Below are 25836 nucleotides of genomic sequence, written 5' to 3'. Positions count from 1 at the left end.
ATTTTACTTTTTGGCCCCGAGCTGCCCGCCATGATCGACGTCACCATTGAAAATTTCGAAGCCGAGGTCATCGCCGCCTCCATGCAAACCCCCGTGCTGGTGGACTTCTGGGCCCCCTGGTGCGGCCCCTGCAAGGTCATTGGCCCAATGCTCGAAAAGCTCGAGATCGAGTACGGCGGGCGCTTCAAGCTCGTGAAGATCGACTCCGACCAGGAGCAGCAGCTGGCCGGCGCCTTTGGCATCAAGAGCATCCCCACCTGCATCCTGCTCAAGGGCGGCCAGCCCGTGGACGGCTTCATGGGCGCCGTGCCCGAAGGCCAGCTCAAGGCCTTCCTGGACAAGCACGTGCCAGCCGCCGAGGCTCTGGAAGCCGAGGCCGCGGAGGCTGAAGCGCTGGACGCGCTGGCCGCCGGCAACACCGACGCCGCGCTGGAGATGCTGCAGCACGCCGTGGCCACCGACCCGTCCAACGACGACGCGCGCTTTGACTACGTCAAGCTGCTGCTGCAGCTGGGCCGCAGCGACGACGCCAAGGTCGCGTTCGCGCCGGTGATTGCCAAGGTCGCCCTCGAGCGCCGGTTCGAAGCCCTGCAGCACTGGATGGATGCTATGGATTCCGTAGCACCTGATGCCGATCTGGCAAGGACTACAGCCGCATTTGACGGAAAAATCGGGGCCAACAAGCGCGATTTTGACGCCCGCTTCGGCAAGGCCCAGGCCCTGATGGCCGGCCAGCAGTGGACCGACGCCATGGACGAGCTGCTGGAGATCCTGATGCGCGACAAGACCTGGCAGAACGAACTGGCCCGCAAGGTGTTTGTGTCCATCCTGGAGCTGATGACCCCGCCCAAGCCCAAGGCGGCCGCTGCGGCCGACACCAAGACCGCCAGCGGCATCGAGCTGGCCGGCAAGTCGGCCGCGCCGCTGGACCCGCAGGCCGAGCTGGTGTCGCGCTACCGGCGCCGGCTCAGCATGACGCTGAACTGAACCGCAGGGCCGCCGGCTCAGGCGGTCAGGCGCTCCATGGCCTCGCGGTACTTGGCCGCCGTTTTCTCCACCACCTCGCGCGGCAGGCGCGGCGCGGGCGGCGTCTTGTCCCAGGGCTTGCCATTGACGCGGGCCTGCTCCAGCCAGTCGCGCAAAAACTGCTTGTCGTAGCTGGGCGGGTTGGTGCCGGCGTCCAGGCTCTGCTGGTACGTCTCGGCGGGCCAGTAGCGCGACGAGTCGGGCGTGAGCACCTCGTCCATCAGCACCAGGGTGCCGCCCTGGTCCAGGCCGAACTCGAACTTGGTGTCGGCAATGATGATGCCCTTGGTGGCCGCGAACTCGCTGGCGGCCTTGTAGATCGCGATGCTGATGTCGCGGATGCGGCCCGCCAGCTCGGCGCCGACGATCTCCACCGTTTTCTCGAAGGTGATGTTCTCGTCATGCTCGCCGGCCTCGGCCTTGGCCGCGGGCGTGTAAATGGGCTCAGGCAGCTTGCTGGCGTTCTTCAGGCCCGCCGGCAGTGGCACGCCGCACACGGCCTGCCCTTGCTGGTACTCCTTCCAGCCGCTGCCGGCCAGGTAGCCGCGCACCACGGCCTCCACCGGGATCGGCTTGAGCCGCTTGACCAGCATGGCCCGGCCCTTGATCTGGGCGGCCTCGGCCGGCGACACCACGCCCAGCGGGTCCTCGCCCGTGAGGTGATGCGGGCACACATTGAGCCCGCGCGGGCCCAGGCGCTCGAACCAGAACAGCGCCATCTGCGTCAGCAGCTCGCCCTTGCCGGGGATCGGTTCGCCCATGATCACGTCGAACGCGCTGATGCGGTCGCTCGCCACCATGAGGATGCGGTCGTCGCCCACGGCATAGTTGTCGCGCACCTTGCCGCGGGCCAGCAGGGGCAGGGAGGTGAGGGCGGAGGTGTGCAGTGCAGAAGTCATGGGGGTCAGAAAGCAAAAAGGCCCGTTGAACAGTCAACGGGCCATGAACCATTCGGGCCGATTATCTCAGGCTCAGTGCACCACCTGGGCCAGCTCGCCACGCGCGTATTTGGCGGCGACCACCTGCAGGCTGTCGCCCTTGATCTTGCCGGCCTGGCCTTCGCAGCCAAACTCGATGTAGCGTGCCTTGCAGATGGCCTTGGCGGCCTCGCGCGCGGGCTTGAGCCACTCGCGGGCATCGAACTTTTCGGGGTTTTCGGCCAGGAACTTGCGCACCGCGCCGGTCATGGCCAGGCGGATGTCGGTGTCGATGTTGATCTTGCGCACGCCGAACTTGATGGCGTGCTGGATCTCTTCCACCGGCACGCCATAGGTTTCCTTCATGTTGCCGCCGTACTGGCGGATGATGGCCAGCAGTTCCTGCGGCACGCTGCTGGAGCCATGCATCACCAGGTGGGTGTTGGGAATGCGGCGGTGGATTTCCTTGATGCGGTCGATCGCCAGGATGTCGCCCGTGGGCTTGCGCGTGAACTTGTAGGCGCCGTGGCTGGTGCCAATGGCAATGGCCAGCGCGTCGAGCTGGGTGCGCTTGACGAAGTCGGCCGCCTGCTCCGGGTCGGTCAGCAGCTGCTCGCGGGTCATGGTGGCGTCGGTGCCGTGGCCGTCTTCCTTGTCGCCCTTCATGGTCTCCAGGCTGCCCAGGCAACCCAGCTCGCCCTCGACCGTGACGCCCGTGGCATGGGCCATGTCCACCACCTTGCGGGTCACCTCGACGTTGTAGTCGTAGCTGGCAATGGTCTTGCCGTCGGCCTCCAGGCTGCCGTCCATCATGACCGAGCTGAAGCCCAGGTTGATCGCGCCCTGGCACACATCGGGGTTTTGCCCGTGGTCCTGGTGCATCACCAGCGGAATCGTGGGGTACTGCTCGATGGCGGCCTGGATCAGGTGCTTGATGAAGGCCTCGCCCGCGTACTTGCGCGCGCCGGCGCTGGCCTGCAGGATCACGGGCGCGCCGGTTTCCTTGGCCGCCTCCATGACGGCCTGGACCTGTTCCAGGTTGTTGACGTTGAACGCTGGAATGCCGTAGCCGTTGGCGGCGGCGTGATCCAGCAGCTCGCGCATTGAGACGAGTGCCATGGTGAGTTTCCCGGGGAAGTTGCTGTAACTGGTTGGTAACCAGCGGCAATTTTACTTGCTTGCACGCATCTCGCGGGCAAATGCCCACTCGCCGGTGTTCATTCCACCGGCAGCTTCAGAAAGCCCAGCACCTGGGCGCGCACCGGCGCCAGGAAGCGCAGGGGCTTGCCCATGGCCCCGATGATGCTGGCGTGGCTCAGCTTGTCGAATACCTTCACGGTCACGTCCGCGCCCGCCGCCACGAGCCTCTGCCCCAAACCCACCGTGTTGCGCTGGGGATCCACCAGTGAGTCCCTGGCGCCCGCCAGCAACAGGGTGCGTGGCGCCTTGTTGCCTGCATGGAACACCGGCTGCGACGTGACGGGCGTGCGAGGCCAGTTGAAGGCCCGCTGGGTGTCCGGGTTGACGATGGGAAGGAAATCGTAGGGGCCGGCAATGCCGATAAAGCCTTTCAGCCGCTCCCGCCGCGCGCCCAGCCAGCGCGGATCCAGCGCAAGCATGGCCGCGTTGTAGGCGCCGGCGCTGTGGCCCATGACGTAGATGTTGTCGGGGTCGCCGCCCAGTTGCGGAATGTTGTCAAACACCCAGGCCATGGCACGGGCGTTGTCCTCCAGAAATTCCGGGTAGTGCACGGCCGGAACCAGCCGGTAGTCAGGAATGACAACCACGGCCCCACCAGAAGCGAGCGCTTCGCCCACAAAGCGATAGTCGCCGCGGTCGCCCGAACGCCAGTTGCCGCCATAGAAAAAGACCACCAGCGGCGGCATCCTGCCCGGCACCGGATTCAGGGGCTGGTACAGGTCGAGGCGGTCTCGCGCTCCGGGGCCGAAGGCGATGGCCTCGCGGCCCCGGTAGGTTTTTTCGGGCACCAGGGCGTTGATGACATCGGTCGCCGAGCAACCCGTGAGCAGCGCCCCCATCGCGGCAAACAGGCCCGTTCGTCGGGCCATGCCGGCGCTCCCTGGTGAAAGTTTCAAAGGCCTCATGTTCACATCCATACGGCGCGGGCTTGCTTGCGGATTCAGCGGCGCGCGGAACCAAGGCCTGAAAGACCGCGGGCGATCACCGGGCCCGCGGCTGGGCCATGATCACGCCGCCACGCAGATCTTGAGCATGTTGGTGCCGCCGGGTGCGCCCATGGGCTCGCCGCAGGTGATGGCATAGATGTCGCCGCTGGACACAATGCCGCGCTTCTTGAGGTGCGCCTCGGCCTCGGCCAGCGCGGTGTCGCGCTCCACGCTCTGGTCCATCAGCAGCGGGCGCACATTGCGGTACAGCGCCATCTTGCGCTGGGTCACCAGCTTGGGCGTGAGCGCGTAGATGGGGATGTGGATGCGGTGGCGGCTCATCCACAGCGCGGTGGAGCCCGAGTCGGTGAGCGCCACGATGGCCTTGCAGCCCAGGTGGTGCGCGGTGAACAGCGCGCCCATGGCGATGGACTGGTCAATGCGGCTGAAGGTCATGCCGGTGAAGTCGGCGTCAAGCTTGACGTCTTCGGCCTTCTCGGCTTCCGAGCAGATGTTGGCCATCTCGACGATGGTTTCCAGCGGGTACTTGCCGGCCGCGGTTTCGGCGCTGAGCATCACGGCGTCGGTGCCGTCAAGCACGGCGTTGGCCACATCGCTGACCTCGGCGCGCGTGGGCACCGGGTTGGTGATCATGCTTTCCATCATCTGGGTGGCGGTGATCACCACTTTGTCGTACTCGCGGGCCAGGCGGATCATGCGTTTTTGCAGCGCGGGCACCGTGGCGTTGCCAACCTCCACGGCCAGGTCGCCGCGCGCCACCATGATGCCGTCGCTGGCCTTGAGAATGGCTTCCAGGTGCGGTATGGCCTCGGCCCGCTCGATCTTGGCGATCAGCCCCGGCTTGTGGCGGAATTCGGCGCCCGCCACATTGCACAGCTGGCGCGCCATTTCCATGTCGGTGGCGTTCTTGGGGAAGCTCACGGCCACGTAGTCGGCCTGGAAGCTCATCGCGGTGCGGATGTCTTCCATGTCCTTGGCGGTCAGGGCCGGGGCCGTCAGGCCGCCACCCTTCTTGTTGATGCCCTTGTTGTTGGACAGCTCGCCGCCCAGCTTGACGGTGGTGTGCACCTGCTCGCCGCGCACGGCGTCCACCGTCAGCACGATCAGGCCGTCATTGAGCAGCAGCAGGTCGCCGGCCTTCACATCACGCGGCAGCTCCTTGTAGTCCAGGCCCACGCCCTGCAGGTCGCCGGGCTCGGTGCGCGAGGCATCGAGCACAAACTTCATGCCCGGTTCGAGCATGACCTTGCCATCGGCGAACTTGCCCACGCGGATCTTGGGGCCCTGCAGGTCAGCCATGATGGCCACCTCGCGGCCCGCGCGCTGGGCCGCTGCCCGCACCAGGGTGGCGCGATCGATATGGTCCTGGGCCTTGCCGTGGCTGAAATTCAGGCGCACCACATTGACCCCGGCGCGGATCATCTGCTCCAGCAAGGCAGGGTCGCTGGAGGCCGGACCGAGGGTGGCCACGATCTTGGTGGAACGGCGGGGGGTGGTTTTGTCTCTGGGCATGGCAGCTCGGCGCTTGTAATTAAGTTCCCATTCTCACATGAAACCGGTTACCGATTGGTTACCAAATCCATGCGGCTTGGGTGCTACATCGTCGGCGCCCCAGCGGGTGCGTGCTGCGGCGTGCCTCGCCGCGAACGTTACCCAGATACAGGCCCGGAAGCCGGGCCGGACGGGATTTCGTCATTTTCAGCTCAAATAATGAAAATTAGACGCAATAGTCTCGCAGTTGCGTCGGGATGAATTCGGCAATTACATTTGTTCAATTGCAAATGCGTTACAATGGCTGGTCCCTCACAACAGTCCGAGGAGACAGCCCATGTGTGGAATTGCCGGAGAAATCCGCTTCGACACCCAGGAAGCCGACGCGTCTGCCGTCGGCCGAATGGCCGAAACCCTGCGCCCGCGCGGCCCCGATGCCGGGGGCGCCTTTCAGCAAAGCCGCGTGGCCCTGGCCCACCGCCGGCTCAAGATCATCGACCTGAGCGAACGCGCCCAGCAGCCCATGGTGGCCGCCGATCTGGGCCTGACGCTGGTGTTCAACGGCTGCATCTACAACTACCGCGAACTGCGCGCCGAGCTGGAGCAGGCCGGCGCACGATTTTTTTCCGACGGCGACACCGAGGTGCTGCTGCGCGCCTACCGCCACTGGGGACCCGACTGCGTATCGCGCCTGCACGGGATGTTTGCGTTCGCGATCTGGGAGCGCGACACCGGCCGCGTGGTCATGGCGCGCGACCGGTTTGGCATCAAGCCGCTGTACCTGAGCGAATCGGCCGATGGAAAGCGCCTGCGCTTTGCCTCCAGCCTGCCGGCCTTGCTGGCCGCGGGCGACGTGGACACCCGCATTGACCCGATCGCGCTGGAACACTACCTGATGTGGCACGCGGTGGTGCCGCCGCCGCACACGCTGCTGCGCGGCGTGCGCAAGCTGCCGCCGGCCACGATTGCCGTGTTCGAGCCCGACGGCCGGCGCACCGACACCTGCTACTGGAACCCGCCCTTCACCACCGACCCGGCCCTGGCCCGCGCGCCCTACGAGGAGCGCGAGCGCCTGGTCCAGGCCGCGCTGGAAAAGGCCGTGGCGCGCCGCATGGTGGCGGACGTGCCGGTGGGCGTCCTGCTCTCGGGCGGCGTGGATTCGAGCCTGATCGTGGCGCTGCTGGCCCAGGCGGGCCAGCAGGACCTGAACACCTTCTCGATCGGCTTTGAGGCCGCCAACGGCGAACAGGGCGACGAGTTCAGGTATTCGGACCTGATCGCCCGGGAGTTCAGCACCCGCCACCACAAGATCCAGATCGATGGCGCGACCATGCTGTCACACCTGCCGGACACCATCCAGGCCATGCCCGAGCCCATGGTGAGCTACGACAACATCGGCTTCTACCTGCTGTCGCGCGAGGTATCGAAGCATGTCAAGGTCGTGCAAAGCGGCCAGGGCGCCGACGAGGTGTTTGCCGGCTACCACTGGTATCCGCCGCTGGCCCAGTCCCAGGACGCGGTGGCCGACTACGCCCGGGTTTTCTTTGACCGCGACCCGCAGGACTACCTGCGCACGGTGACTGACGGCGTGGCCGTTCCCGGCGCCAGCCTGGGTTTCATCACGCGCCACTTTGACCGCCCCGGCGCCGCCACCCCGCTGGACAAGGCGCTGCGGCTGGATGCCACGGTGATGCTGGTGGACGACCCGGTCAAGCGCGTGGACGCCATGACCATGGCCTGGGGCCTGGAGGCACGCGTGCCCTTCCTGGACCACGAACTGGTGGAACTGGCGGGCCGCCTGCCCGAGCAGGACAAGCTGTCCGACGGTGGCAAGGGCATTCTCAAGGCCATTGCGCGGCGCATGCTGCCGCGCGAGGTGATCGACCGGCCCAAGGGCTACTTCCCGGTGCCCGCGCTCAAGTATCTGTCGGGGCCCACGCTGGACTGGGTCAAGACCGCGCTGCACAGCCCGGCGGCCCGGGCCCGGGGCCTGTTCCGCGAAGACTATGTGGACGCCCTGCTCGCGGCGCCCGACCAGCACATCACGCCGCTGCGCGGCTCCAAGCTGTGGCAGATCGCGCTGCTGGAGCTGTGGCTGCAGTCGCACGGCCTCTGACGGGAGATTGCCATGACAAACACCGGAGAACGCAACCCGCTGGACCCCCGGCAGATGATGTCGCTGCGCCACTGGGAAGACCCCTCGGGCCACCCCGACCTGCTGGCCATGGACAGCGAAGCCATTGTGGACTGCGGCTGGGGCCGGCTGATCTTTGGCCAGACCTTTGCCGACCCGCGCGCACTGGCGTCGGTGGTGCGCAACGAGCGGCCCAACAAGCGTGACATCGCCCTGTACCTGCGCGACCCGCATGTGGTGGTGGCGCTTGCGCCGCAGGACCTGTTCATCGACCCGTCGCACACCTACCGGCTGGCCCTGGCCAGCCCCGAGGCGCCCGACGCCCCCAACCCGGAGGGCTGGGTGATCCGGCCGGCCCGGGCCCGCGACGCCGAGGCCGTGCGGCGCATCTACCAGACCCGCCGAATGGTGCCCCCGCCCAAATCGTTTTTTGCCACGCTGGCCCAGCGCGACGAGATCGAGGTGCTGGTGGCGCAGGACGCGGGCAGCGACACGATCCTGGGCGTGGTGACCGGGGTGGACCATGTGCGCGCCTTCAATGACACTGACGGCGGCTCAAGCCTGTGGGCGCTCGCGGTGGACCCGCAGGGCAGCCACCCGGGCATCGGCGAGGGCCTGACGCGCGCGCTGGCGGCGCTGTTCCGTGATCGGGGCCGCAGCTTCCTGGACCTGTCGGTGCTGCACGACAACCCCCAGGCCATCGCGCTGTACGAAAAGCTGGGCTTTGTGCGCGTGCCGGTCTACTGCGTGAAGAACAAGAACCCGATCAACGAGCCGCTGTTCCTGGGGCCCGACCCGGCGGCCGACCTCAACATCTATGCCGGCATCATCGTGCGCGAGGCGCGCCGTCGCGGCATCAGCATCGAGGTGCTGGATGCCGAGCATGGCTACTTCCGCCTGAGCCTGGGCGGCCGCTCGATCACCTGCCGCGAATCGCTGTCGGAGATGACCTCGGCCATTGCGATGAGCCGCTGTGACGACAAACGGCTGACCCTGCGGGTGCTGGCCCACGCCGGCATCCACGTGCCGGCCCAGATCGACGCCGACGACCTGGACGCGGTGGCCGCCTTTCTTCAGCGCTACCAGCGGGTCGTGGTGAAGCCCGCGCGTGGCGAGCAGGGCCACGGCGTGCGCGTGGACCTGACCCGATTTGATGAAGTGAGCACCGCCATCGACGCGGCACGCCACTATTGCGACCATGTGATCGTCGAGCAGATGATGCCCGGCAGCGACCTGCGCATCGTCGTGATCGACCACCAGGTGGTGGCCGCCGCCTCGCGCCGGCCGGCCACGGTGACCGGCGACGGCGTCACGGCCCTGCGCACCCTGATCGACAAGCAAAGCCGCCGCCGGCAGCTGGCCACCGCGGGCGAAAGCCGCATCCCGGTGGACGACGAGACCCTGCGCTGCCTCGCCTCCCAGGGCCACGACCTGGACACCGTGCTGGCCGCGGGCGAGCAGATCGAGGTGCGCAAGACCGCCAACCTGCACACCGGCGGAACCATCCATGACATGACCGGGGCCCTGCACCCCACGCTGCGCGAGGCCGCCGAACGCGCCTCGATGGCGCTGGAGATCCCGCTGGTCGGGTTCGACTTCATGGTGACGGCACCCGACCAGCCCGACTACGTGGTGATTGAAGCCAACGAACGGCCAGGCCTCGCCAATCATGAACCCCAGCCCACGGCGGAGCGCTTCATCGACATGCTGTTTCCGCAGACGCGCAGCACCGGGCGCGAACTCACAGAAAGGCCACCCCATGAAGCCTGACCGCAACTACCTGCAGGATGTCCTCAACCGGCTCCTGAACACGCCCAGCCCCTCGGGCATGACCGACGCCATCGTGCGGCTGCTGTGCACCGAGCTTGAGGACCTGCGCATCGCCTACGAACTCACGCGGCGCGGCGCGATCCGCGCCCGCATCCAGGGGCGCGAGCGCACCCCGGCGCGCGCCATCGTGTCGCACCTGGACACGCTGGGCGCGATGGTCAAGGGCTACAAGCGCAACGGCCGGCTGCAGGTCGTGCCCATTGGGTTCTGGTCGTCGCGCTTTGCCGAGGGCGCGCGCGTGACCGTCTACTCCGACAACGGCGTGATGCACCGCGGCACCATCCTGCCCAACAAGGCGTCGGGCCACACCTTCAACAAGGAAATCGACACCCAGCCCGTGAGCTGGGACAACGTGGAGCTGCGGCTGGATGCCCGCACCACCAATGAGGCCGAGACCCGCGCGCTGGGCATCCACGTGGGCGACACCATTGCCGTGCCCTCCAACCCCGAGTTCGGCCCCGAAGGCTTCATCAACGCACGCCACCTCGATGACAAGGCCGGCGTAGCCGCGGTGTTGACCGCGCTGCGCGCGATCCGCGAGTCGGGCCGCAAGCTGCCCGTGGACTGCTTTCCTCTGTTCACCATTTCGGAGGAAGTCGGCGTGGGTGCCTCGCATGTGCTGCACGGCGACGTGGCCGAGCTGATCTCGATTGACAACGGCACGGTGGCCGAAGGCCAGTATTCCAGCGAATACGGCGTGACCATCTCGATGCAGGACTCCAGCGGCCCGTTCGACTGGCACCTGACGCGGCGCCTGCTGGAGCTGTGCGCGAGCAAGGGCATCGAGCACACGCGCGACGTGTTCCGCTTCTACCGCAGCGACGCCGCAGCCGCGCTGGAGGCGGGCAACGACATCCGCACGGCGCTGGTCTGCTTTGGCCTGGACGCCTCGCACGGCCACGAGCGGGTGCACATGGATTCACTGGACGCGCTGTCGCGCCTGCTGATTGCCTACATGACCAGCCCGCCCCTGTTCCAGCGCGACGCCACACCCCTGGGGCCGCTGGATGACTTCCCGCCGGCCGAAGTCCAGACCCCTGACTGGCAGGACCACCTGCCTGACACCCCCAGCGAGTAAGCATGTACCGAGAACTGATTGCCCACAACACCCCCGAGGACTGGGCCTTTGCCCTGGTGGCCGCGGTCGCGGTCATCGCGCTGTTCCTCACGGTCCGCAAGATCGCGCTGTTCCGGCTGGAGCGGTTGGCCAAGAGCACGGTCAACCTGTTCGACGACTTCATCGTGGAACTGCTGTCGGTCACCCGCATCCTGCTGGCCGCCGCCATCGGCTTGTATGCGGGAGTTCACTTCCTGGAGCTGCCCGCCGCGCTGCAGAAGTTCAGTGACCGGACCTTCATTGGCCTGCTGCTGCTGCAGTGCGGCTTCTGGGCCAATTGCGGCCTGAGGTTCTGGCTCAGCAAGAAGTTCTCCAACGGCCTGCCCGAGGAAGAAGGGTCGCGCGCCATGACCCGCTCGCTGCTGTCGTTCCTGGGCCGCGTGGCGGTGTGGACGCTGGTGCTGCTGCTGGTGCTGGACAACCTGGGGCTCAATGTGACCGCGCTGGTCGCCAGCCTGGGGATTGGCGGCATCGCCGTCGCGCTGGCCGCGCAGAACATCCTGGGCGACCTGTTCGGCTCGCTGTCCATCGCCATCGACAAGCCCTTCGTGATTGGCGACTTCATCATCGTCGATGACCTCGCGGGCACCGTGGAGCATGTGGGGCTGAAGACCACGCGGGTGCGCAGCCTGGGCGGCGAGCAGCTGATTTTCTCCAACAACGACCTGCTCAAGAGCCGCATCCGCAACTACAAGCGCATGCAGGAGCGGCGGGCCGTGTTCGCAATCGGCGTGACCTACGACACGCCGGCCGAGCAACTGGAGGCGATACCCGGCATCATCCGCCGCGCCATCGAGTCGCAGGAGCAGGCGCGCTTTGACCGCGCGCATTTCAAGAGTTTCGGGGCCTCGTCACTGGACTTCGAGGCGGTCTACAACGTGCTGCAGCCTGGCTACCAGGTCTACATGGATGTGCAGCAGGCGGTGAACCTGCAGCTGGTGCGCGAGTTTGGCCAGCGCGGCATCGAGTTCGCCTTCCCGACGCAGACACTGCATGTGCAGGGCGGCCTGCAACTGGCCCGTCCCGCGCCGGCGAATGCCGCCGCGGGCGAGTCACCGCCGGCCTGAGCCTCAGCCCGCGGCGCGTTTTTCCAGAATCTCGAAGGCGGGCAGGGTCTTGCCCTCCAGCACTTCCAGAAAAGCCCCGCCGCCGGTGGAGATGTAGCCCACCTGCTGCTCGATGCCGTACTTGGCAATGGCGGCCAGTGTGTCGCCACCGCCCGCGATGCTGAACGCGGCTGACTGGGCAATGGCGCGCGCGATGGTCTCGGTGCCCTGCGCGAAGGCGTCGAACTCAAACACCCCGACCGGCCCGTTCCAGACGATGGTGCCGGCCGCCGCAAGCTGGGTGGCGAGCCGGGCAGCGGTCTTCGGCCCGATGTCGAGGATGAGGTCGTCGTCCGCCACATCGCTGGCGGACTTCACCGTGGCCGGGGCGTCGGCGGCGAAGGTCTTGGCCGTCACCACGTCGGTCGGGATGGGCACCTCGGCGCCGCGGGCCTTCATGGCCTCGATCACGGCGCGGGCGTCGGCCAGCAGGTCGGGCTCGGCCAGCGACTTGCCGATCTTCAGGCCCGCCGCCAGCATGAAGGTGTTGGCAATGCCGCCGCCCACGATGAGCTGGTCGACCTTGGCCGCGAGCGCCTGCAGGATGGTGAGCTTGGAAGACACCTTGGAGCCGCCCACAATGGCCACCAGCGGCCGTTTGGGGCTGGCCAGCGCCTGGCTGATGGCGTCGATTTCAGCCGCCAGCAAGGGGCCGGCACAGGCAATGGGCGCGTACTGGGCAATGCCGTAGGTGGAGGCTTCGGCGCGGTGGGCAGTGCCAAACGCGTCGTGCACGAAGATGTCGCACAGCGCGGCCATCTTCTTGGCGAGTTCGGGGTTGTTCTTTTTCTCGCCACGGTTGACGCGGCAGTTTTCCAGCAGCACCACGTCGCCCGGAGCCACGCTGACGCCATCCACCCAGCCGGCCACCAGCGGCACCTCGCGCCCCAGCAGCTCACCCAGCCGGCGCGCCACGGGCGCAAGGGAGTCGGCGGGTTTGAATTCGCCTTCAACGGGACGGCCCAGGTGCGAGGTGACCATGACGGCGGCACCCGCGTCCAGCGCCATGCGGATGCAGGGCACCGAGGCGCGGATGCGCGTGTCCTCAGTGATGCGGCCATCGGCGTCCTGGGGCACGTTGAGGTCGGCCCGGATGAAAACCCGTTGCCCCCGGGCTTCGCCACGGGCACAGAGATCGGAAAAGCGCAGAACGTTCATGGCGTGCAGTTCAATCAATGGACAGAACCCACGATTCTAGAAGGCAGGCCTGGCGGGGAGTTACCAACCCAGAACGATGTGCAGCGGCAGGTAAACGGCCATGCCGGCCACGATGGTGACCAGCACGTCGCGGCGCCAGAAGTAGGCGGCCGCGCCGGCGGCGGCCGAGAACAGGCGCGCGTCCTGCCAGGTGGCCACCAGGTGGCCCTGGGTCATCACCACCTCGGGCACCACCACGGCCGACAGCGCCGCGATGGGCGCGTACTGCAGGCCACGCTGGGCCCAGCGCGGCAGCGCCCAGTCCTTGCTGGAGATGAAAAAGAAGCTGCGCGCCAGCACGGTCACGCAGGCCAGGCCCAGGATCACGGCGAGCGTCCACAGGTCGGTCATGAGGCGGCTTCCTGCGCGCCGGGCGGCTGGGGTCGCTCCAGCGTCAGGCACAGGATCACGGCGACGCCGATGGCCACCACGATGTTGAGCTTCAGCGGCAGGGTCCAGGCAGCGACCGCGGCCGCACCCGCCACGGCGGCCGACACCATGCGCAGCCGCGTGCTGGCCAGCGAACAGAGGATGCCCACCAGGCACAGGATGCCGGCAAAGCCCAGGCCCCAGTGGGTGGGGATGAAGTTGGCCAGCGCAATCCCGACCACGCTGGCACCCACCCAGCTGGCCCAGTTGATGAAGCAGTTGCCGGCCAGGTAGGACTCCTGCGCCAGCCGCGCGGCCGGCTCGGCCGCCGGCTGGGGATAGCGCCGCGTGAACAGCACATAGCTCAGGTCGGCGGTGAGGTAGCCGTGCGTCAGGCGCTGCCACAGCGGCAGGTGCATGAGGTAGGGGCGCAGGTGCAGGCTGAACACCACAAAGCGCAGGTTCACGCAAAAACCGGTCGCCAGGATCACCCACAGCGGCGCGCCCGCGACGATCAGCGGGATCGAGGCCAGCTGCGAACTGCCAGCGAACACCAGCAGCGCCATCAGCAGGGACTCGAACACGCTCATGCCGGACTTGACCATGGCCACGCCGGTCATCAGGCCCCAGGCGGCGATGCCCGGCGCCTGGGGCCACATGTCGCGCGCGCCCTCGCGGAACGCGGGGTGGGTGTAATGGGTCCGCAGGAAGAACACGTCAGGAAAACGCCATGCCGGGCTTGAGATCAAAGCCGCGCAAAAAATCGGCCACGGCCAGCCGCTTGCCGCCCGCGCGCTGCAGCTCGGTCAGGCGCAGCACGCCAGCGCCGCAGGCGACCTCGATGCCATCAGGGGTTGCAGACAAAATTGTGCCAGAGTCCACGCCAGCCGGGCACTCTTTGCTCTCAATTTGGGAGCAAAACAGCTTGAAGGTCTCACCCTCCAGCTCGGTGAAGGCGCCAGGGAACGGGTTGAAGGCACGAACCCGCCGGTCAATCACGGCGGCCGGCTGCGACCAGTCGACCCGGGCCTGGGCCTTCTCGACCTTGTGTGCATAGGTCACGCCCTGATCAGGCTGCTTCACGGGAGTGAATCCGCCGCAGGCGGCCATCTCCAGCGCTTCCACCACCAGGCGGCCGCCCAGCGTGGCGAGCTTGTCGTGCAGGGAACCCGTGGTCTCATCGGGTGCCAGCGCGAGCTTTTCCACCAGCAGCATGTCGCCGGTGTCCAGCCCCGCGTCCATCTGCATGATGGTGATGCCGGTTTGCGCATCGCCCGCCTCGACGGCGCGGTGGATCGGCGCGGCGCCGCGCCAGCGCGGCAAGAGCGAGGCGTGGATGTTCAGGCAACCCAGCGGCGGGGTGTCCAGCACCCACTGCGGCAGGATCAGGCCATAGGCCGCCACCACCATCACGTCGGCCCGCGCGGCTTCAATCGCCGCTTTGGCCGCGGCGGCGTCTTCGGGGTATTTGCCGTCCAGCCGCAGGCTGCGCGGCTGGGCCAGGGAAATGTGCTGTTGCTGCGCCAGTTGCTTGACCGGCGAGGCCTGCAGCTTCAGGCCGCGGCCGGCGGGGCGGTCGGGCTGGGTCAGCACCAGCGGCACCTGGAAGCCGGCCGCCAGCAGCCGCTGCAGCGCCTCGCGCGCAAACTCGGGCGTGCCCGCGAAGATGACGCGCATCAGCCCCTACTCCCGGTCCGGTGCATTGACGAATTCCATTCCCTGCTGGGTGCGCTGGACCACGTCACGCGGGTCAAGGTAGACCCAGAAAAACATGTCGCTGCCATCGCTCCAGCGGTAGGTCAGGATGTCGCCGCGCCAGTTGCCAATGTGGTCAACGCGGGCCGACGGGCCGAACTCGCGCTCGACATCGGCGCGGCGCCACTGGCCTTCCACAATGCGGGCAAAGTCAGCCGGCGTGAGCACCTGGCGCGAAGCCACGACCTTGCCCGCGGCGTCCAGGTCCACCATGTAGGCGGCCTGCCCTGCGGGCTGCAGCGAGTACTGCAGGCGTTCGCCCGTGGCCAGGGGCACACTGCGCGTGGGCGCCCCGAGCCGGGCCAGCACGGCCTCGCGGGAGGTTCCGGGCGCCACGCCGTAGCCGGTCACGGGCGTAACGGCGCAGCCGCAGGCCAGCCAGGCCGCGCCCAGCAGGGCCGGCGCCAGGCGCCGCCGCGGCAAAGTCATCAGGAACGACAACATGGCGCTGCCCGGCGCGTCAGGCGCGCTCTGCCTCGCGCCGCGCCTTGAGCATCTTGTTCTTGATGCGGTTGCGCTTGAGCGGTGACAGGTACTCCACAAACACCTTGCCCAGCAGGTGGTCCATCTCATGCTGGATGCAGACCGCCAGCAGGCCCTCGGCCTCCAGCGTGCGCGACACGCCCTGGCCATCCAGCGCGGTGACCTTGATGGCCGAGGCACGCGCCACGCCGTCATAGATGCCGGGCACCGAGAGACAGCCCTCGTCGTTGATCTGCTTGTCGGGGCTGGCCCAGATGATGTCGGGGTTGATCAGCACCAGGGGCTCGTTGCGCCCTTCCGACACATCGATCACGATCAGGCGTTCATGCACGTCGATCTGCGTGGCCGCCAGGCCGATGCCGTTGGCGTCGTACATGGTGTCCAGCATGTCGGCGATCAGCGCCTTGATGCGGTCGTCCACCGCCTGCACGGGCTTGGCCACCGTGTGCAGCCTGGGGTCTGGGTAACAAAGAATGGGAAGAAGGGCCATGAAATCTCGCGGTCAATGTCGCTATTTTCGCTACTTTTGGCTTTCCTGGCATCGGCAAAAGGCTATAAACGTTGCCCAATCAAGGGCTTGAGCGCAAAATCGCCAGTGATTTATGAAGACTTCTGACCGACCCGCGCCTGAACAAGGCGGGCCGGTTCCCCGGGGGCATGGAATGCAGCAAGACAGGAAAAAACAGATGATGGCGCAAACCTCGGGGGCAGGATCTGCCCTGCGGCGTCTGGGCGGCTGGGCCGTGCTGGGCGCCCTGGCGGCGATCACCCCGGCCCAGGCCCAGAATTTCCCGATCACGCCCGGCCAGAAAGCCACGGCCCAGCAAGTGGCCCAGGCCGGCGTCCCGCTGAGCGAGCTGGCCGCCAACGCCCCCGACAGCTACACGGTCAAGTCCGGCGACACGCTGTGGGCCATCTCGGGCCTGTTCCTCAAAAGCCCCTGGCGCTGGCCCGAGCTGTGGGGCATGAACCTGCAGGAAATCCGCAACCCCCACCTCATCTTCCCGGGCCAACAGCTGTTCCTGGACAAGGCCAACGGGCTGGCCCGCCTGCGCATGGGGCAGGCCGGCAGCGGCTCGACCGACGGCGTGCCCCCCACCGAAACGGTGCGGGTGTCGCCGCGCACCCGCTACGAAACCCTGGCCGACAGCGCCATCCCGACCCTGCAGACCCACCTGATCGAGCCCTTCCTGGCGGAGCCGGTGATCGTCAACGAGGGCGTGCTGGAAGCCGCGCCGCGGATCGTTGCAACGCAGGAAGGCCGCGTGCTCCTGAGCCGCGGCGATCGCGCCTATGCCCGGGGCAACGCCGAGACCCCGATGATGCTGGGCAAGGGCAAGGCCAATGATTTCCGCGTGTTCCGCAACGCCACCGCGCTACGCGACCCCGTCACCAAGGCCGTGCTGGGCTACGAGGCCCAATACGTCGGCAAGGCGGTGCTGGTGCGCAGCGAAAGCACCCGCAGCGTGACCGACACGGAAGGCAAGACCCAGAGCACAGCCGTGCCCGCGACGATCGACATCGTGTCGTCCAAGGAAGAAATGCGCACCGGCGACCGGCTGCTGCCCGAGCCGCCGCGCGAGCTGGTGAGCTATGTGCCGCGCGCGCCCGAGAACAAGGTCGAGGGCGCGATCGTGTCGATGTATGGCACGGCCGTGGCCAATGCCGCGCAGAACCAGATCGTCGTGATCAACCGCGGCACCGCCGACGGCATCGAGAGCGGCCATGTGCTGGCAATCCTCAAGGACGGCCAGAGCCTGGTCGACCGGACCCAGCCCGGCAAGCCCACCGCGATCAAGCTGCCCGACGAGCGCAATGGCCTGCTGATGGTGTTCCGCCCCTTCGAGAAGCTGTCCTATGCGCTGATTCTCGAAATCTCCGATGGCGTGAAAATCGGCGACCGCGTCGCCAACCCCCGCTAAAACCCTGCATTCCTGGCTCCCGTGGACCGCGACGAACTCGCAGCCTGGCTGCGGCTGACGCTGACCGACGGGGTCGGCAACGGCAGCGCCCGCAAGCTGCTCGCCGCTTTCGGTCTGCCGGAAAGCATCTTTGACCAGCCCGCGCCGGCGCTGCGCCAGGTGGTCAGTGCGGCCCAGGCCCAGGCGCTTCAGGCCGAGCCGGAGGGCCTGACCGCCCTGCTGGACACCACGCTGGACTGGCTGCGCTCGAGCGAGGACGGCGTGCGCCGCCGCATCGCCGTGCTCGGCAGCCCCGAGTACCCCGAGCCCCTGCTGGCCCTGGAAGACCCACCGCTGGTGCTCTACCTGATGGGCGTGGACCTGGCGCCCCAGGCCGTGGCCCAGGGCATCGCCGTGGTGGGCAGCCGCAACCCCACGCCCCAGGGCGAGACCAATGCACGCCAGTTTGCCCAGGCGCTGGCCGGATCCGGCCTCACCGTGGTGTCGGGCCTCGCGCTCGGGGTGGACGGCGCCGCCCACCAGGGCGCGCTGGACGGCGCGACACCCGGCCAGCTTGCCACCATCGCCGTGGTGGGCACGGGACTGGACCGCGTCTACCCCAAGCGGCACCTGGCGCTGGCCCGGGCCATTGCGCGCCAGGGGCTGCTGCTCAGCGAGTACCCGCTGGGAACACCCCCTCTGGCGCCCAATTTTCCCAAGCGCAACCGCCTGATCTCGGGCCTGAGCCGGGGCACCCTGGTGGTGGAGGCCGCGCTGCAGTCGGGATCGCTGATCACGGCGCGGCAGGCGCTGGAGCAGGGCAAGGACGTGTTTGCCATTCCCGGCTCCATCCATTCCCCCCAGTCCCGCGGCTGCCACTCGCTGATCAAGCAGGGGGCCAAGCTGGTGGAATCGGCACAGGACATCCTGGAAGAACTGGGACCCGGCTTTGCTCCTGCTTTGATAGCAGACAGTGGCCGGCTGGCGGGGACCAGCAGCCCCAATGACCCGGAATCCCCGCTGCTGCTGGCGCTGGGCTTCGACCCTGTCAGCATCGATGCCCTGGTGGCCCGCACCGGCACAGACGCCGCCACCCTGCAGGCCCAGCTGCTGGAACTGGAACTTGACGGGGTGGTCGCGCGGCTGCCCGGCGGCCTGTTCCAGCGCATGGCCTCGGTCTGATCCCCGGGCCCCGGGCCGGGCCCGGCGGTTTCTGTGCTAGATTGGGGCCATGTTTGAAGTGCTGGTGTTCGTCTACGAAAACTACTGGCGAGGCGATGCGTGTCCCGAGCCGGAACAACTGGGACGCAAGCTGAGCGCGGTCGGGTTCGACGCCGATGAAATCCAGCAGGCCCTGACCTGGCTCAATGGCCTTCACATTGCCGCCCAGGGCACGCAGCTGCAGCCCCCCGCGACCGATGACCCCCTCGGCTACGGGCAATCGCCCGACAGCATGCGCATCTACTCCGTCGCGGAGCAGGACCACCTGGGTGCCGAGGCCCTGAGTTTTGTGACTTTTCTGGAAAGCGCCGGGGTGCTGCCCGCGCCCATGCGCGAAATCGTCATTGACCGTGCCATGGCCGCCCCGGGTGACCCGATCTCGCTGGACGACCTCAAGATCATCATCCTGATGGTTTACTGGAGTTTCGGCGAGGAGCCCGACGCGCTGGTTCTCGACGAACTCTGCGACGACACCGAGCTGCGCATCGCCCACTGAGCGCGGCTGCCACCCGGCTTTACACGGGAACCCCCTCAAACGAGGGATAGGTTTCCGCCTGAAAGCTGCCTAACCTAGGCCCAACGTCTTTGTTGTACTTTGGAGCCTGACATGACCTCTTCTTCCCGCCAACGCTTGGTTGTCCTTTTCTCCTGCGTCGCTGCCATGGGCCTGTCGGCCTGCGGCGGCAGCAGTGACAGCACGGTCGCCGCCACGCCCACGCCGTCGCCTTCTCCCTCCCCGTCGCCCTCGCCCGCGCCGGCCGCCACCGTGGTATCGGGTGCTGCGGTCAAGGGGCCGGTCGCCAATGCCACGGTCACCATCAAGAACGCCACGACGGGCGCCACGCTGGCAACCGGCGGCACCAGCGCAGACGGGACCTACAGCCTCAGCGTGCCGGCGGCATCGGGTGACGTCATCATCGAGATCACCGGCGGCAGCTATGTGGACGAGGCGACGGGTCTCACCACCTCCCTCACCACGCCGCTGCGCAACGTGGTCACCGTCAACGGGGGCACCGTGCAGGGCTATGTCACGCCGCTGACCACGCTGGCCTACACCTACGCTTTCGGCAACGTCACCACCGGGGTCACGGCCAGCGCCTACGGCGTCAAGGCGACCAGCATCGCCGCCCAGTTCCAGGTGCCCAACCTCAACACGCTGCCGGTGGTGACCGGCTCGACCAACACCTACGGCCAGGTGTTGCGCGGCCTGTCCCAATACCTGGCGACCAATGCCATCACGCTGCAGACCTTCACCAGCACCACGTTCACCGCGCAGCAGTGGACCAGCTTCACCTCCCTGTTCAACGCGGCCTACAAGACCTCCAATCCCGCCGGCACGCTCACCTTCAACTTTGACGGTTCGGGCCTGGCGGTGGGCGGCACGGGCGCGGGCGGAGGCTCGGGAACCTGCGGCGTGGCAGTCAGCGGAACCGTGGCGGCGGGCGGCATCAGCGTGCCTCTGAACCTCAACTTCTGCATTTCGGGCATCGCGGCAGGGTCCTGCACCAGTGGCAACGCAAGCCTGAGCCAGGCCATTGCGGGCCAGGGTGGCATCGCCGGCGCGGCAAACCTGCAGTACACCTACTCGCCCACCTGTGCCGCCGGCGCAACCACGGTGACTCTGCAATAAGCAAGCCCGAAGGCCTCTGGCCAACAAAAAAAGCCGCAGGACCTGCGGCTTTTTTTTGCTTCGCGTTCCGAATTCAGCTGAGCAGGCGCTCCGGGTTGGCATCGAGCTTGGCCAGCGCGTCGCGGGTGGCGCGCACGGTCAGGCCCTCTTCCTCGGCCGGCACCAGCAGGCCGGCCTGCAGGTAGGCCGCGAGCCGCCGCGCCTGGATGAGGAAGCTGCGCCCGTCGGTCGAGGCAAACAGGTGCAACTGCTTGCGGTCGCTGCACCAGGCGTACTGCACCTGGTTGGTCTTGCCGTTGTGGTCCAGCGTGAACCAGGTTCCGGTCTGCAGCTCCTGGGCCCAGCCCAGCATGGCGGCGCTGGGCTTGGAGCCGCCGTCGGCCACCACCTCGATGGTCGACGCATCGATGCCCAGCATCAACTCGATGCTCTCCGCATCCAGCGGCAAATCCCCTGACTGGTCGTCGGTGACGAAGTCCTCGAGGTTCGCGAGCCGCTTGGCCATGGCTTCGATGCGCGCCTGCGGGATCGCCTCGGTCTTGGACAGGAAGGCATCGGCCAGCGTGTCGCCGATGATCTTGATGTGGGCTTCCTGAGCGGACCCCTGCACGCCCAGCAGGGTCATGCCCTGGCGCAGGCGCTGCAGCAGCTTGGGCAGGTCCTGGATCACGCGCGCGCGGTCATTGCGGTTGGGCTTGGCGCTCGCGGCCCAGACCAGGTCGGAGGCCGATTTCTTGAGCGCGATCGTGTCTTCATGCTGGGGGCCGCTCTTGACCGCGGCCACCGCCAGCACCTCGGCCCAGACCTTGAACAGGAACTCGCGGATTTCCTCGCGCACCGGGATGTCGTTGAGCATGTTGCGCATCTCGATGGTGTACTGCACCGCCATCGTTTCCTTCTGCTCAACCTGCTGGGCCACGCTCACCAGCCGCTGCGTTGCCTCTTTCCCCGTGAGGAATTTGGAAAGGAATTTCTGGAACTCGTCATAGACGAGCTGAAAGACGCGGCGGCCGGTCTCGGGGTATTGCTCGATCACCTGGACCACGCGCTTGATCTCGGTCTCCAGCGCACTGCCACCAATGGCGCTGGCGTCAAAGCCCATGACGCAGGAGCCCATCCGGTCGATCAGCTGCCGGGCCGGGTGCTGCAGGGTGCCGAAGAACTCGGGCTCCGACAGCGCGACGCGCAGCACGGGCATCTGAAGCCGCGCAAACCAGACCCGCACCGCGGGCGGAATCCGTTCCTCGGCCAGGATGCTCTGGAACATCAGGGCCACAATTTCGATGGTCGCCTTCTCGGTCGAGGTGGCGGCCTTTTTCTTGAGCTCGCCGGTGCGCTGGCGCAGTGCGGTGGCGACCTGTTCAACGCCCACGTCATCGTAGACCATCACCTCATGGACGGTCCCGTCGGCCACCTGGGTCGCGGCTTCGTGGCTCATGGCCTCGGCCAGCGCCGGCGATGGCCGCGTCGCGTGGCCGGCATCGAAGCCCGCGACGCGCTCGGTCAGCAACCGCTTGAGCTGTCCCACCACGCCCGAGGCCCGCATGCGGGCTCGCGCCAGCGGGGTGCTGGCGGTCAGCATGCGGGTTTCATCGGCGGGGCCCTGCCTGCTTTGCGCGTAGGCGCTGGCGCCATAGCCGCCCGCGGAACCATTCCCGCCACCGCCAGCGAAAGCACCGGCGCTTCCACCCGATCCGCCCCCCTGGGCCCCGGCGCCCGAAGCGCCCGCGCCCTCCCGGCCAGAACCCATCGCGCCACCGCCACCATAGCCGGAGTAGCCGCCGCCCGAGGCTCCGGGATGGCCCGGCGCACCAACGTTGCCGCCCCCTGGGCCGCCATTGGCGCCTGACCCGCCACCCGCTCCACCGCCATAGCCGCCACCGGGCCCGGTGCCGGAGAACCCGGTGGTGCCTGCCCCGGTATCTCCGGGTTGCCCCTGTCCGGCCGCGGGGCGCTGGGACGCAGGCGCATTGGCACGCTTGACCCGTGCGGCCAGCTCGATATCCGGGAGAACGCCTTTGTCGACGAGGAATTCGTTGGTCAGCCGGTAAGCCTCGACCAGGCGCTCGACCATGTGTTTCTGGATCTCGTCCTTGGCCAGGCCCCAGGTGTCGCGCGACAGCCCGGCCGAACTCCACTGCTCCACGAGCAGTTGGGAGATCACTTCGGGGCGCAGCACATCGTGGGACGCGAGGTCGTCGCCGCCCTCGAGGTGCTGGATCCGCAGGCGCAGGTCATTGAGTTCCCAGGACACCTTGTCCAGCACCGACAGCGCGAGCCGCGACGCCAGGATCTTCTTCTCGACCACCTCGTCGCCAATCAGTTCGAGATTGGCCGCTTCCAGACGAACGCGCGCCGTGGCGGTGGGCGGGATCAGCGCGCGGCGCCAGGCCTTGGGCGCCCCCTCGATCCAGGCCTTGCACAGGCGGTCAAAATCCAGCATCGCATCCCTGCGGTCCTGCATTTCACGCGTGCTGGCACTTTGGTCAACCGACTCGATCAGCCGCGCCCGGATGGCTTCCGACATCGGCCCCATGACCGGTTCCGCGTAGGCAATGAACCGCTCCCGCGCCTGACGCGCAACTGCCGAATTGGCAAGAGAGGGCGGTGTGGCGGCCAAGAACTTTTCCTTCAGACCGTCGCACCTGCATTCGGATCGTTGGGGTCGCCTTCTTTCCTGACGGGCGCCTTGACCATGTCCTCGCGCTTGATGCCCAGCCACATGGCGATGGCGGCGGCCACGAACACCGAGGAATAGATGCCAAAGCAGATGCCAATGGTGAGCGCCAGGGCGAAATAGAACAGCGTGGGACCGCCAAACAGCAGCATTGACAACACCATGATCTGGGTGGAACCGTGGGTGATGATGGTACGGCTGATGGTGGAAGTGATGGCGTTGTCAATCACCTGGACCGTGTCCATCTTCCGGTAACGGCGGAAGTTTTCACGAATCCGGTCAAAAATGACAACAGACTCGTTGACCGAGTATCCCAGCACCGCCAGAACCGCGGCCAGCACGGCCAGCGAAAACTCCCACTGGAAGAATGCAAAAAAGCCCAGGATGATCACCACGTCGTGCAGGTTGGCGATGATGGCCGCCACGGCGAACTTCCACTCGAAGCGGAACGCCAGGTAGATCATGATGCCGACCACCACCATGCCCAGGGCCTTGAGGCCATCGGTGGCGAGTTCATCGCCCACCTGCGGGCCGACGAATTCGGTGCGGCGCAGCGTGACACCGGGGTCGGCGGCCTTGAGCGCGGCGATGACTTTGTCGCTCTGTTGCGCGGAACTCACGCCTTTTTGTGCCGGCAGCCGGATCATCACGTCACGGGCCGTCCCGAAGTTCTGGACCTGGACATCGGTGTACCCCAGTCCGGCGACCGTGCCGCGCACCTTTTCAATCTCGGCCGACTGCGCGTAGTTGACCTCCATGACCGTGCCGCCCGTGAACTCCACGGAGAGGTTCAGCCCGCGCGTGACCAGAAAGAAAACCGCGGCGGCAAAGGTCACGAAGGAGATCACGTTGAAGATCAACGCGTTCTTCATGAACGGAATGTCGCGGCGTATTTTGAAGAATTCCATTGTTTTTCTCCCCTCACTCGGCCTTGGTTATAGCGCCATTGGCCGAAGGCCGCCAGACAGTCCCGATGGACACGGTCTTGAGCTTCTTTTGCCGCCCGTACCAGAAGTTGACCAGCCCGCGCGAAAAGAAGACCGCCGAGAACATCGAGGTCAGGATGCCGATGCAGTGAACCACCGCAAAGCCGCGCACCGGCCCCGAGCCAAACGCCAGCAGGGCCAGGCCGGCGATCAGGGTGGTGATGTTGGAGTCGAGAATGGTCGCCCAGGCGCGGTCGTAGCCGGAATTGATGGCCGCCTGAGGCGAAGCGCCATTGCGCAGTTCCTCGCGCACCCGCTCATTGATCAGCACGTTGGAGTCAATGGCCATGCCCAGGGCGAGCGCCATGGCCGCCATGCCAGGCAAGGTCAGGGTGGCCTGCAGCATGGACAGCACGGCCACCAGCAACAGCAGGTTGACGGCCAGCGCCACCCCCGAGAACAGCCCGAAGAGCATGTAATAGACCGCCATGAAGGCGACGATCACGGCAAAGCCCCAGGCCACGCTGTGAAAGCCCTTGGCGATGTTCTCGGCCCCCAGGCTGGGGCCGATGGTGCGCTCCTCGATGATTTCCATCGGGGCCGCCAGCGAGCCCGCCCGCAACAGCAGGGCCAGGTCATTGGCTTCGTTCACGCTCATCGAGCCGGAAATCTGGAAGCGGTTGCCAAGTTCGCTCTGGATCACGGGCGCTGTCAGCACCTCGCCCTTGCCTTTTTCGAACAACAGGATCGCCATGCGCTTCTTGAGGTTCTCGCGGCTGGTGTCGCGCATGATGCGCCCGCCCTTGGCGTCCACCGTCAGGTCCACCTTGGGCTGCTGGCTCTGCGAGTCAAAGCCGGGTTGCGCGTCGGTCAGGCTGTCACCGCTGAGGATGACCTGCTTCTTGACGATCACGGCGCGGCCGTCGCGCTCCAGGTAACGCTCGGAGCCGAAAGGCACCGGTGCCGTGCCCTGTTCTGCCGCGCGGGCCTCGGAGCTTTCATCCACCAGGCGCATTTCCAGGGTGGCGGTGCGCCCCAGGATGTCCTTGGCCTTGGCGGTGTCCTGCACGCCCGGCAACTGCACCACGATGCGGTCCAGGCCTTGCTGCTGGATCACCGGCTCGGCCACGCCCAGCTCATTGATCCGGTTGTGCAGGGTCACCATGTTCTGCTTGAGGGCCTGCTCCTGGACACGCCGGGCCGCCTCGGGCCGGATGGTGGAGGTCAGCTTGTACTCGGTGCCATCGGGCGCATCGACGGACTGGAGGTCGGGGAACTGGTCGGCCAGCAGGCGCTTGGCGGCTTCCAGGGTCTGTGCGTCCCGGAACCGGATTTCGATGGCCTGCCCATTGCGCGCGATGCCGCCGTGCCGCACATTCTTCTCGCGCAACCCGAACCGGATGTCGCCCGCAAAGGCTTCCGCCTTCTTGGTCAGCGCAGCCTGCATGTCGACCTGGAGCATGAAATGAACGCCGCCGCGCAGGTCCAGCCCCAGGTACATCGGCGAGGCATGCAGAGCCGACAGCCAGGCCGGTGACCTAGACAGCAGGTTCAGCGCCACCACATAGCCGGGATCGGCGGGGTCCGGGATCAGGGCTTTCTGGATCGCGTCCTTGGCCTTGAGCTGGACGTCGGTGGAGTTGAACCGCACCTTGATCGAGTTGCCGTCATACGTCAGCGCATCGGGAACAATGCCTGCGGCCTTGAGGGCTTCCTCGACCCGGGTCTGGGTCGTGCTGTCCACCTTGATGAACGACTTGCCGGCGGACACTTGCACGGCAGGCGCCTCGCCAAAGAAATTGGGCAGGGTGTAAATGGCCCCCACCAGCATCGCGATCACGATGATCGCGTACTTCCAGACCGGATAACGGTTCATCTGTTTTAACCTGGTGTGCGCGCGTTCAGGCCG

General features: G+C 66.9%; 22 protein-coding genes. 9 read left to right on the top strand and 13 right to left on the bottom strand.

Translation table 11 applies throughout. The annotated features are described in order from the left end of the window. The first annotated feature begins 30 nt into the window (after window positions 1-30). Window positions 31-987, top strand: coding sequence for a thioredoxin (gene trxA, locus KF796_03360; GenBank protein MBX3585659.1), 957 nt, complete (start codon window positions 31-33; stop codon window positions 985-987). A 17-nt stretch (window positions 988-1004) separates the two neighbouring features. On the opposite strand, the gene KF796_03355 is transcribed toward trxA, so the two are convergent. The 4 genes from KF796_03355 to pyk form a co-directional block, all read right to left on the bottom strand. Next, window positions 1005-1925 (bottom strand): phosphoribosylaminoimidazolesuccinocarboxamide synthase, encoded by a 921-nt coding sequence (locus tag KF796_03355; GenBank protein ID MBX3585658.1) that lies wholly within the window; start codon window positions 1923-1925, stop codon window positions 1005-1007. Between the two features lie 72 nt (window positions 1926-1997). Further along, window positions 1998-3062 carry a fructose-bisphosphate aldolase class II gene (gene fba, locus KF796_03350; protein MBX3585657.1) on the bottom strand — a complete coding sequence of 355 codons (1065 nt, stop codon included), beginning with the start codon at window positions 3060-3062 and terminating at the stop codon, window positions 1998-2000. A 98-nt stretch (window positions 3063-3160) separates the two neighbouring features. Continuing rightward, window positions 3161-4012 carry an alpha/beta hydrolase gene (locus KF796_03345; GenBank protein ID MBX3585656.1) on the bottom strand — a complete coding sequence of 284 codons (852 nt, stop codon included), beginning with the start codon at window positions 4010-4012 and terminating at the stop codon, window positions 3161-3163. A gap of 138 nt (window positions 4013-4150) precedes the next feature. Beyond that, window positions 4151-5602, bottom strand: coding sequence for a pyruvate kinase (gene pyk / locus KF796_03340; GenBank protein MBX3585655.1), 1452 nt, complete (start codon window positions 5600-5602; stop codon window positions 4151-4153). 316 nt (window positions 5603-5918) lie between these two features. Between pyk and KF796_03335 the strand changes: the two genes are divergently transcribed. Genes KF796_03335 through KF796_03320 form a run of 4 tightly spaced genes read left to right on the top strand, consistent with a single transcriptional unit; the run spans window position 5919 to window position 11729 of the window. Beyond that, on the top strand, window positions 5919-7697 hold the full coding sequence (locus tag KF796_03335) for an N-acetylglutaminylglutamine amidotransferase (GenBank protein MBX3585654.1): 1779 nt from the start codon (window positions 5919-5921) through the stop codon (window positions 7695-7697). Between the two features lie 12 nt (window positions 7698-7709). Next, window positions 7710-9485, top strand: a complete 1776-nt coding sequence (gene ngg, locus KF796_03330; protein ID MBX3585653.1) for an N-acetylglutaminylglutamine synthetase — start codon at window positions 7710-7712, stop codon at window positions 9483-9485. Beyond that, the gene (locus tag KF796_03325; GenBank protein MBX3585652.1) at window positions 9475-10623 is read left to right on the top strand and encodes an osmoprotectant NAGGN system M42 family peptidase; all 1149 of its coding nucleotides are present in this window, start codon (window positions 9475-9477) and stop codon (window positions 10621-10623) included. The genes ngg and KF796_03325 overlap by 11 nt, the downstream gene beginning before the upstream one ends. A gap of 2 nt (window positions 10624-10625) precedes the next feature. Continuing rightward, window positions 10626-11729 (top strand): mechanosensitive ion channel family protein, encoded by a 1104-nt coding sequence (locus tag KF796_03320; GenBank protein MBX3585651.1) that lies wholly within the window; start codon window positions 10626-10628, stop codon window positions 11727-11729. 3 nt (window positions 11730-11732) lie between these two features. Here KF796_03320 and KF796_03315 read toward each other — a convergent pair whose 3' ends face one another. From KF796_03315 to def, 6 genes are read right to left on the bottom strand one after another with little or no spacing between them, the layout of a single operon-like run. Next, entirely contained in the window at window positions 11733-12926 is a 1194-nt protein-coding gene (locus tag KF796_03315; protein ID MBX3585650.1) for a phosphoglycerate kinase, read from the bottom strand. Window positions 12927-12986: 60 nt separating this feature from the next. Continuing rightward, complete coding sequence (locus KF796_03310) at window positions 12987-13316, bottom strand: AzlD domain-containing protein (protein ID MBX3585649.1); 330 nt, start codon at window positions 13314-13316, stop codon at window positions 12987-12989. Continuing rightward, window positions 13313-13993: an AzlC family ABC transporter permease gene (locus tag KF796_03305; protein ID MBX3585648.1), complete on the bottom strand. Its 681-nt coding sequence runs from the start codon at window positions 13991-13993 to the stop codon at window positions 13313-13315. Before KF796_03305 ends, KF796_03310 begins: the two co-directional genes overlap by 4 nt. A 58-nt stretch (window positions 13994-14051) precedes the next feature. Beyond that, window positions 14052-15011, bottom strand: coding sequence for a methionyl-tRNA formyltransferase (gene fmt, locus KF796_03300; GenBank protein ID MBX3585647.1), 960 nt, complete (start codon window positions 15009-15011; stop codon window positions 14052-14054). 6 nt (window positions 15012-15017) lie between these two features. Then, window positions 15018-15518 carry a hypothetical protein gene (locus KF796_03295; GenBank protein MBX3585646.1) on the bottom strand — a complete coding sequence of 167 codons (501 nt, stop codon included), beginning with the start codon at window positions 15516-15518 and terminating at the stop codon, window positions 15018-15020. A gap of 31 nt (window positions 15519-15549) precedes the next feature. Further along, complete coding sequence (gene def, locus KF796_03290) at window positions 15550-16062, bottom strand: peptide deformylase (protein ID MBX3585645.1); 513 nt, start codon at window positions 16060-16062, stop codon at window positions 15550-15552. Between the two features lie 172 nt (window positions 16063-16234). Between def and KF796_03285 the strand changes: the two genes are divergently transcribed. The 4 genes from KF796_03285 to KF796_03270 all read left to right on the top strand — a co-directional run bounded on the left by KF796_03285 (window position 16235) and on the right by KF796_03270 (window position 20324). Then, entirely contained in the window at window positions 16235-17494 is a 1260-nt protein-coding gene (locus KF796_03285; GenBank protein ID MBX3585644.1) for a LysM peptidoglycan-binding domain-containing protein, read from the top strand. Between the two features lie 21 nt (window positions 17495-17515). Further along, window positions 17516-18655, top strand: a complete 1140-nt coding sequence (gene dprA, locus KF796_03280) for a DNA-processing protein DprA (GenBank protein ID MBX3585643.1) — start codon at window positions 17516-17518, stop codon at window positions 18653-18655. A gap of 49 nt (window positions 18656-18704) precedes the next feature. After that, window positions 18705-19190 carry a DUF494 domain-containing protein gene (locus KF796_03275; protein ID MBX3585642.1) on the top strand — a complete coding sequence of 162 codons (486 nt, stop codon included), beginning with the start codon at window positions 18705-18707 and terminating at the stop codon, window positions 19188-19190. Between the two features lie 111 nt (window positions 19191-19301). Continuing rightward, on the top strand, window positions 19302-20324 hold the full coding sequence (locus KF796_03270; GenBank protein MBX3585641.1) for a hypothetical protein: 1023 nt from the start codon (window positions 19302-19304) through the stop codon (window positions 20322-20324). 73 nt (window positions 20325-20397) lie between these two features. Here KF796_03270 and KF796_03265 read toward each other — a convergent pair whose 3' ends face one another. Genes KF796_03265 through secD form a run of 3 tightly spaced genes read right to left on the bottom strand, consistent with a single transcriptional unit; the run spans window position 20398 to window position 25803 of the window. Then, on the bottom strand, window positions 20398-22944 hold the full coding sequence (locus KF796_03265; GenBank protein MBX3585640.1) for a DUF1631 domain-containing protein: 2547 nt from the start codon (window positions 22942-22944) through the stop codon (window positions 20398-20400). A gap of 11 nt (window positions 22945-22955) precedes the next feature. Beyond that, the gene (secF, locus tag KF796_03260; GenBank protein ID MBX3585639.1) at window positions 22956-23909 is read right to left on the bottom strand and encodes a protein translocase subunit SecF; all 954 of its coding nucleotides are present in this window, start codon (window positions 23907-23909) and stop codon (window positions 22956-22958) included. Between the two features lie 13 nt (window positions 23910-23922). Next, the gene (gene secD, locus KF796_03255; GenBank protein MBX3585638.1) at window positions 23923-25803 is read right to left on the bottom strand and encodes a protein translocase subunit SecD; all 1881 of its coding nucleotides are present in this window, start codon (window positions 25801-25803) and stop codon (window positions 23923-23925) included. Window positions 25804-25836: the final 33 nt, after the last annotated feature.

The organism is Ramlibacter sp., from assembly GCA_019635435.1.
In the GTDB taxonomy this organism is placed as follows: domain Bacteria; phylum Pseudomonadota; class Gammaproteobacteria; order Burkholderiales; family Burkholderiaceae_C; genus JAHBZM01.
This window is presented reverse-complemented; position numbering and strand designations above follow the sequence as displayed.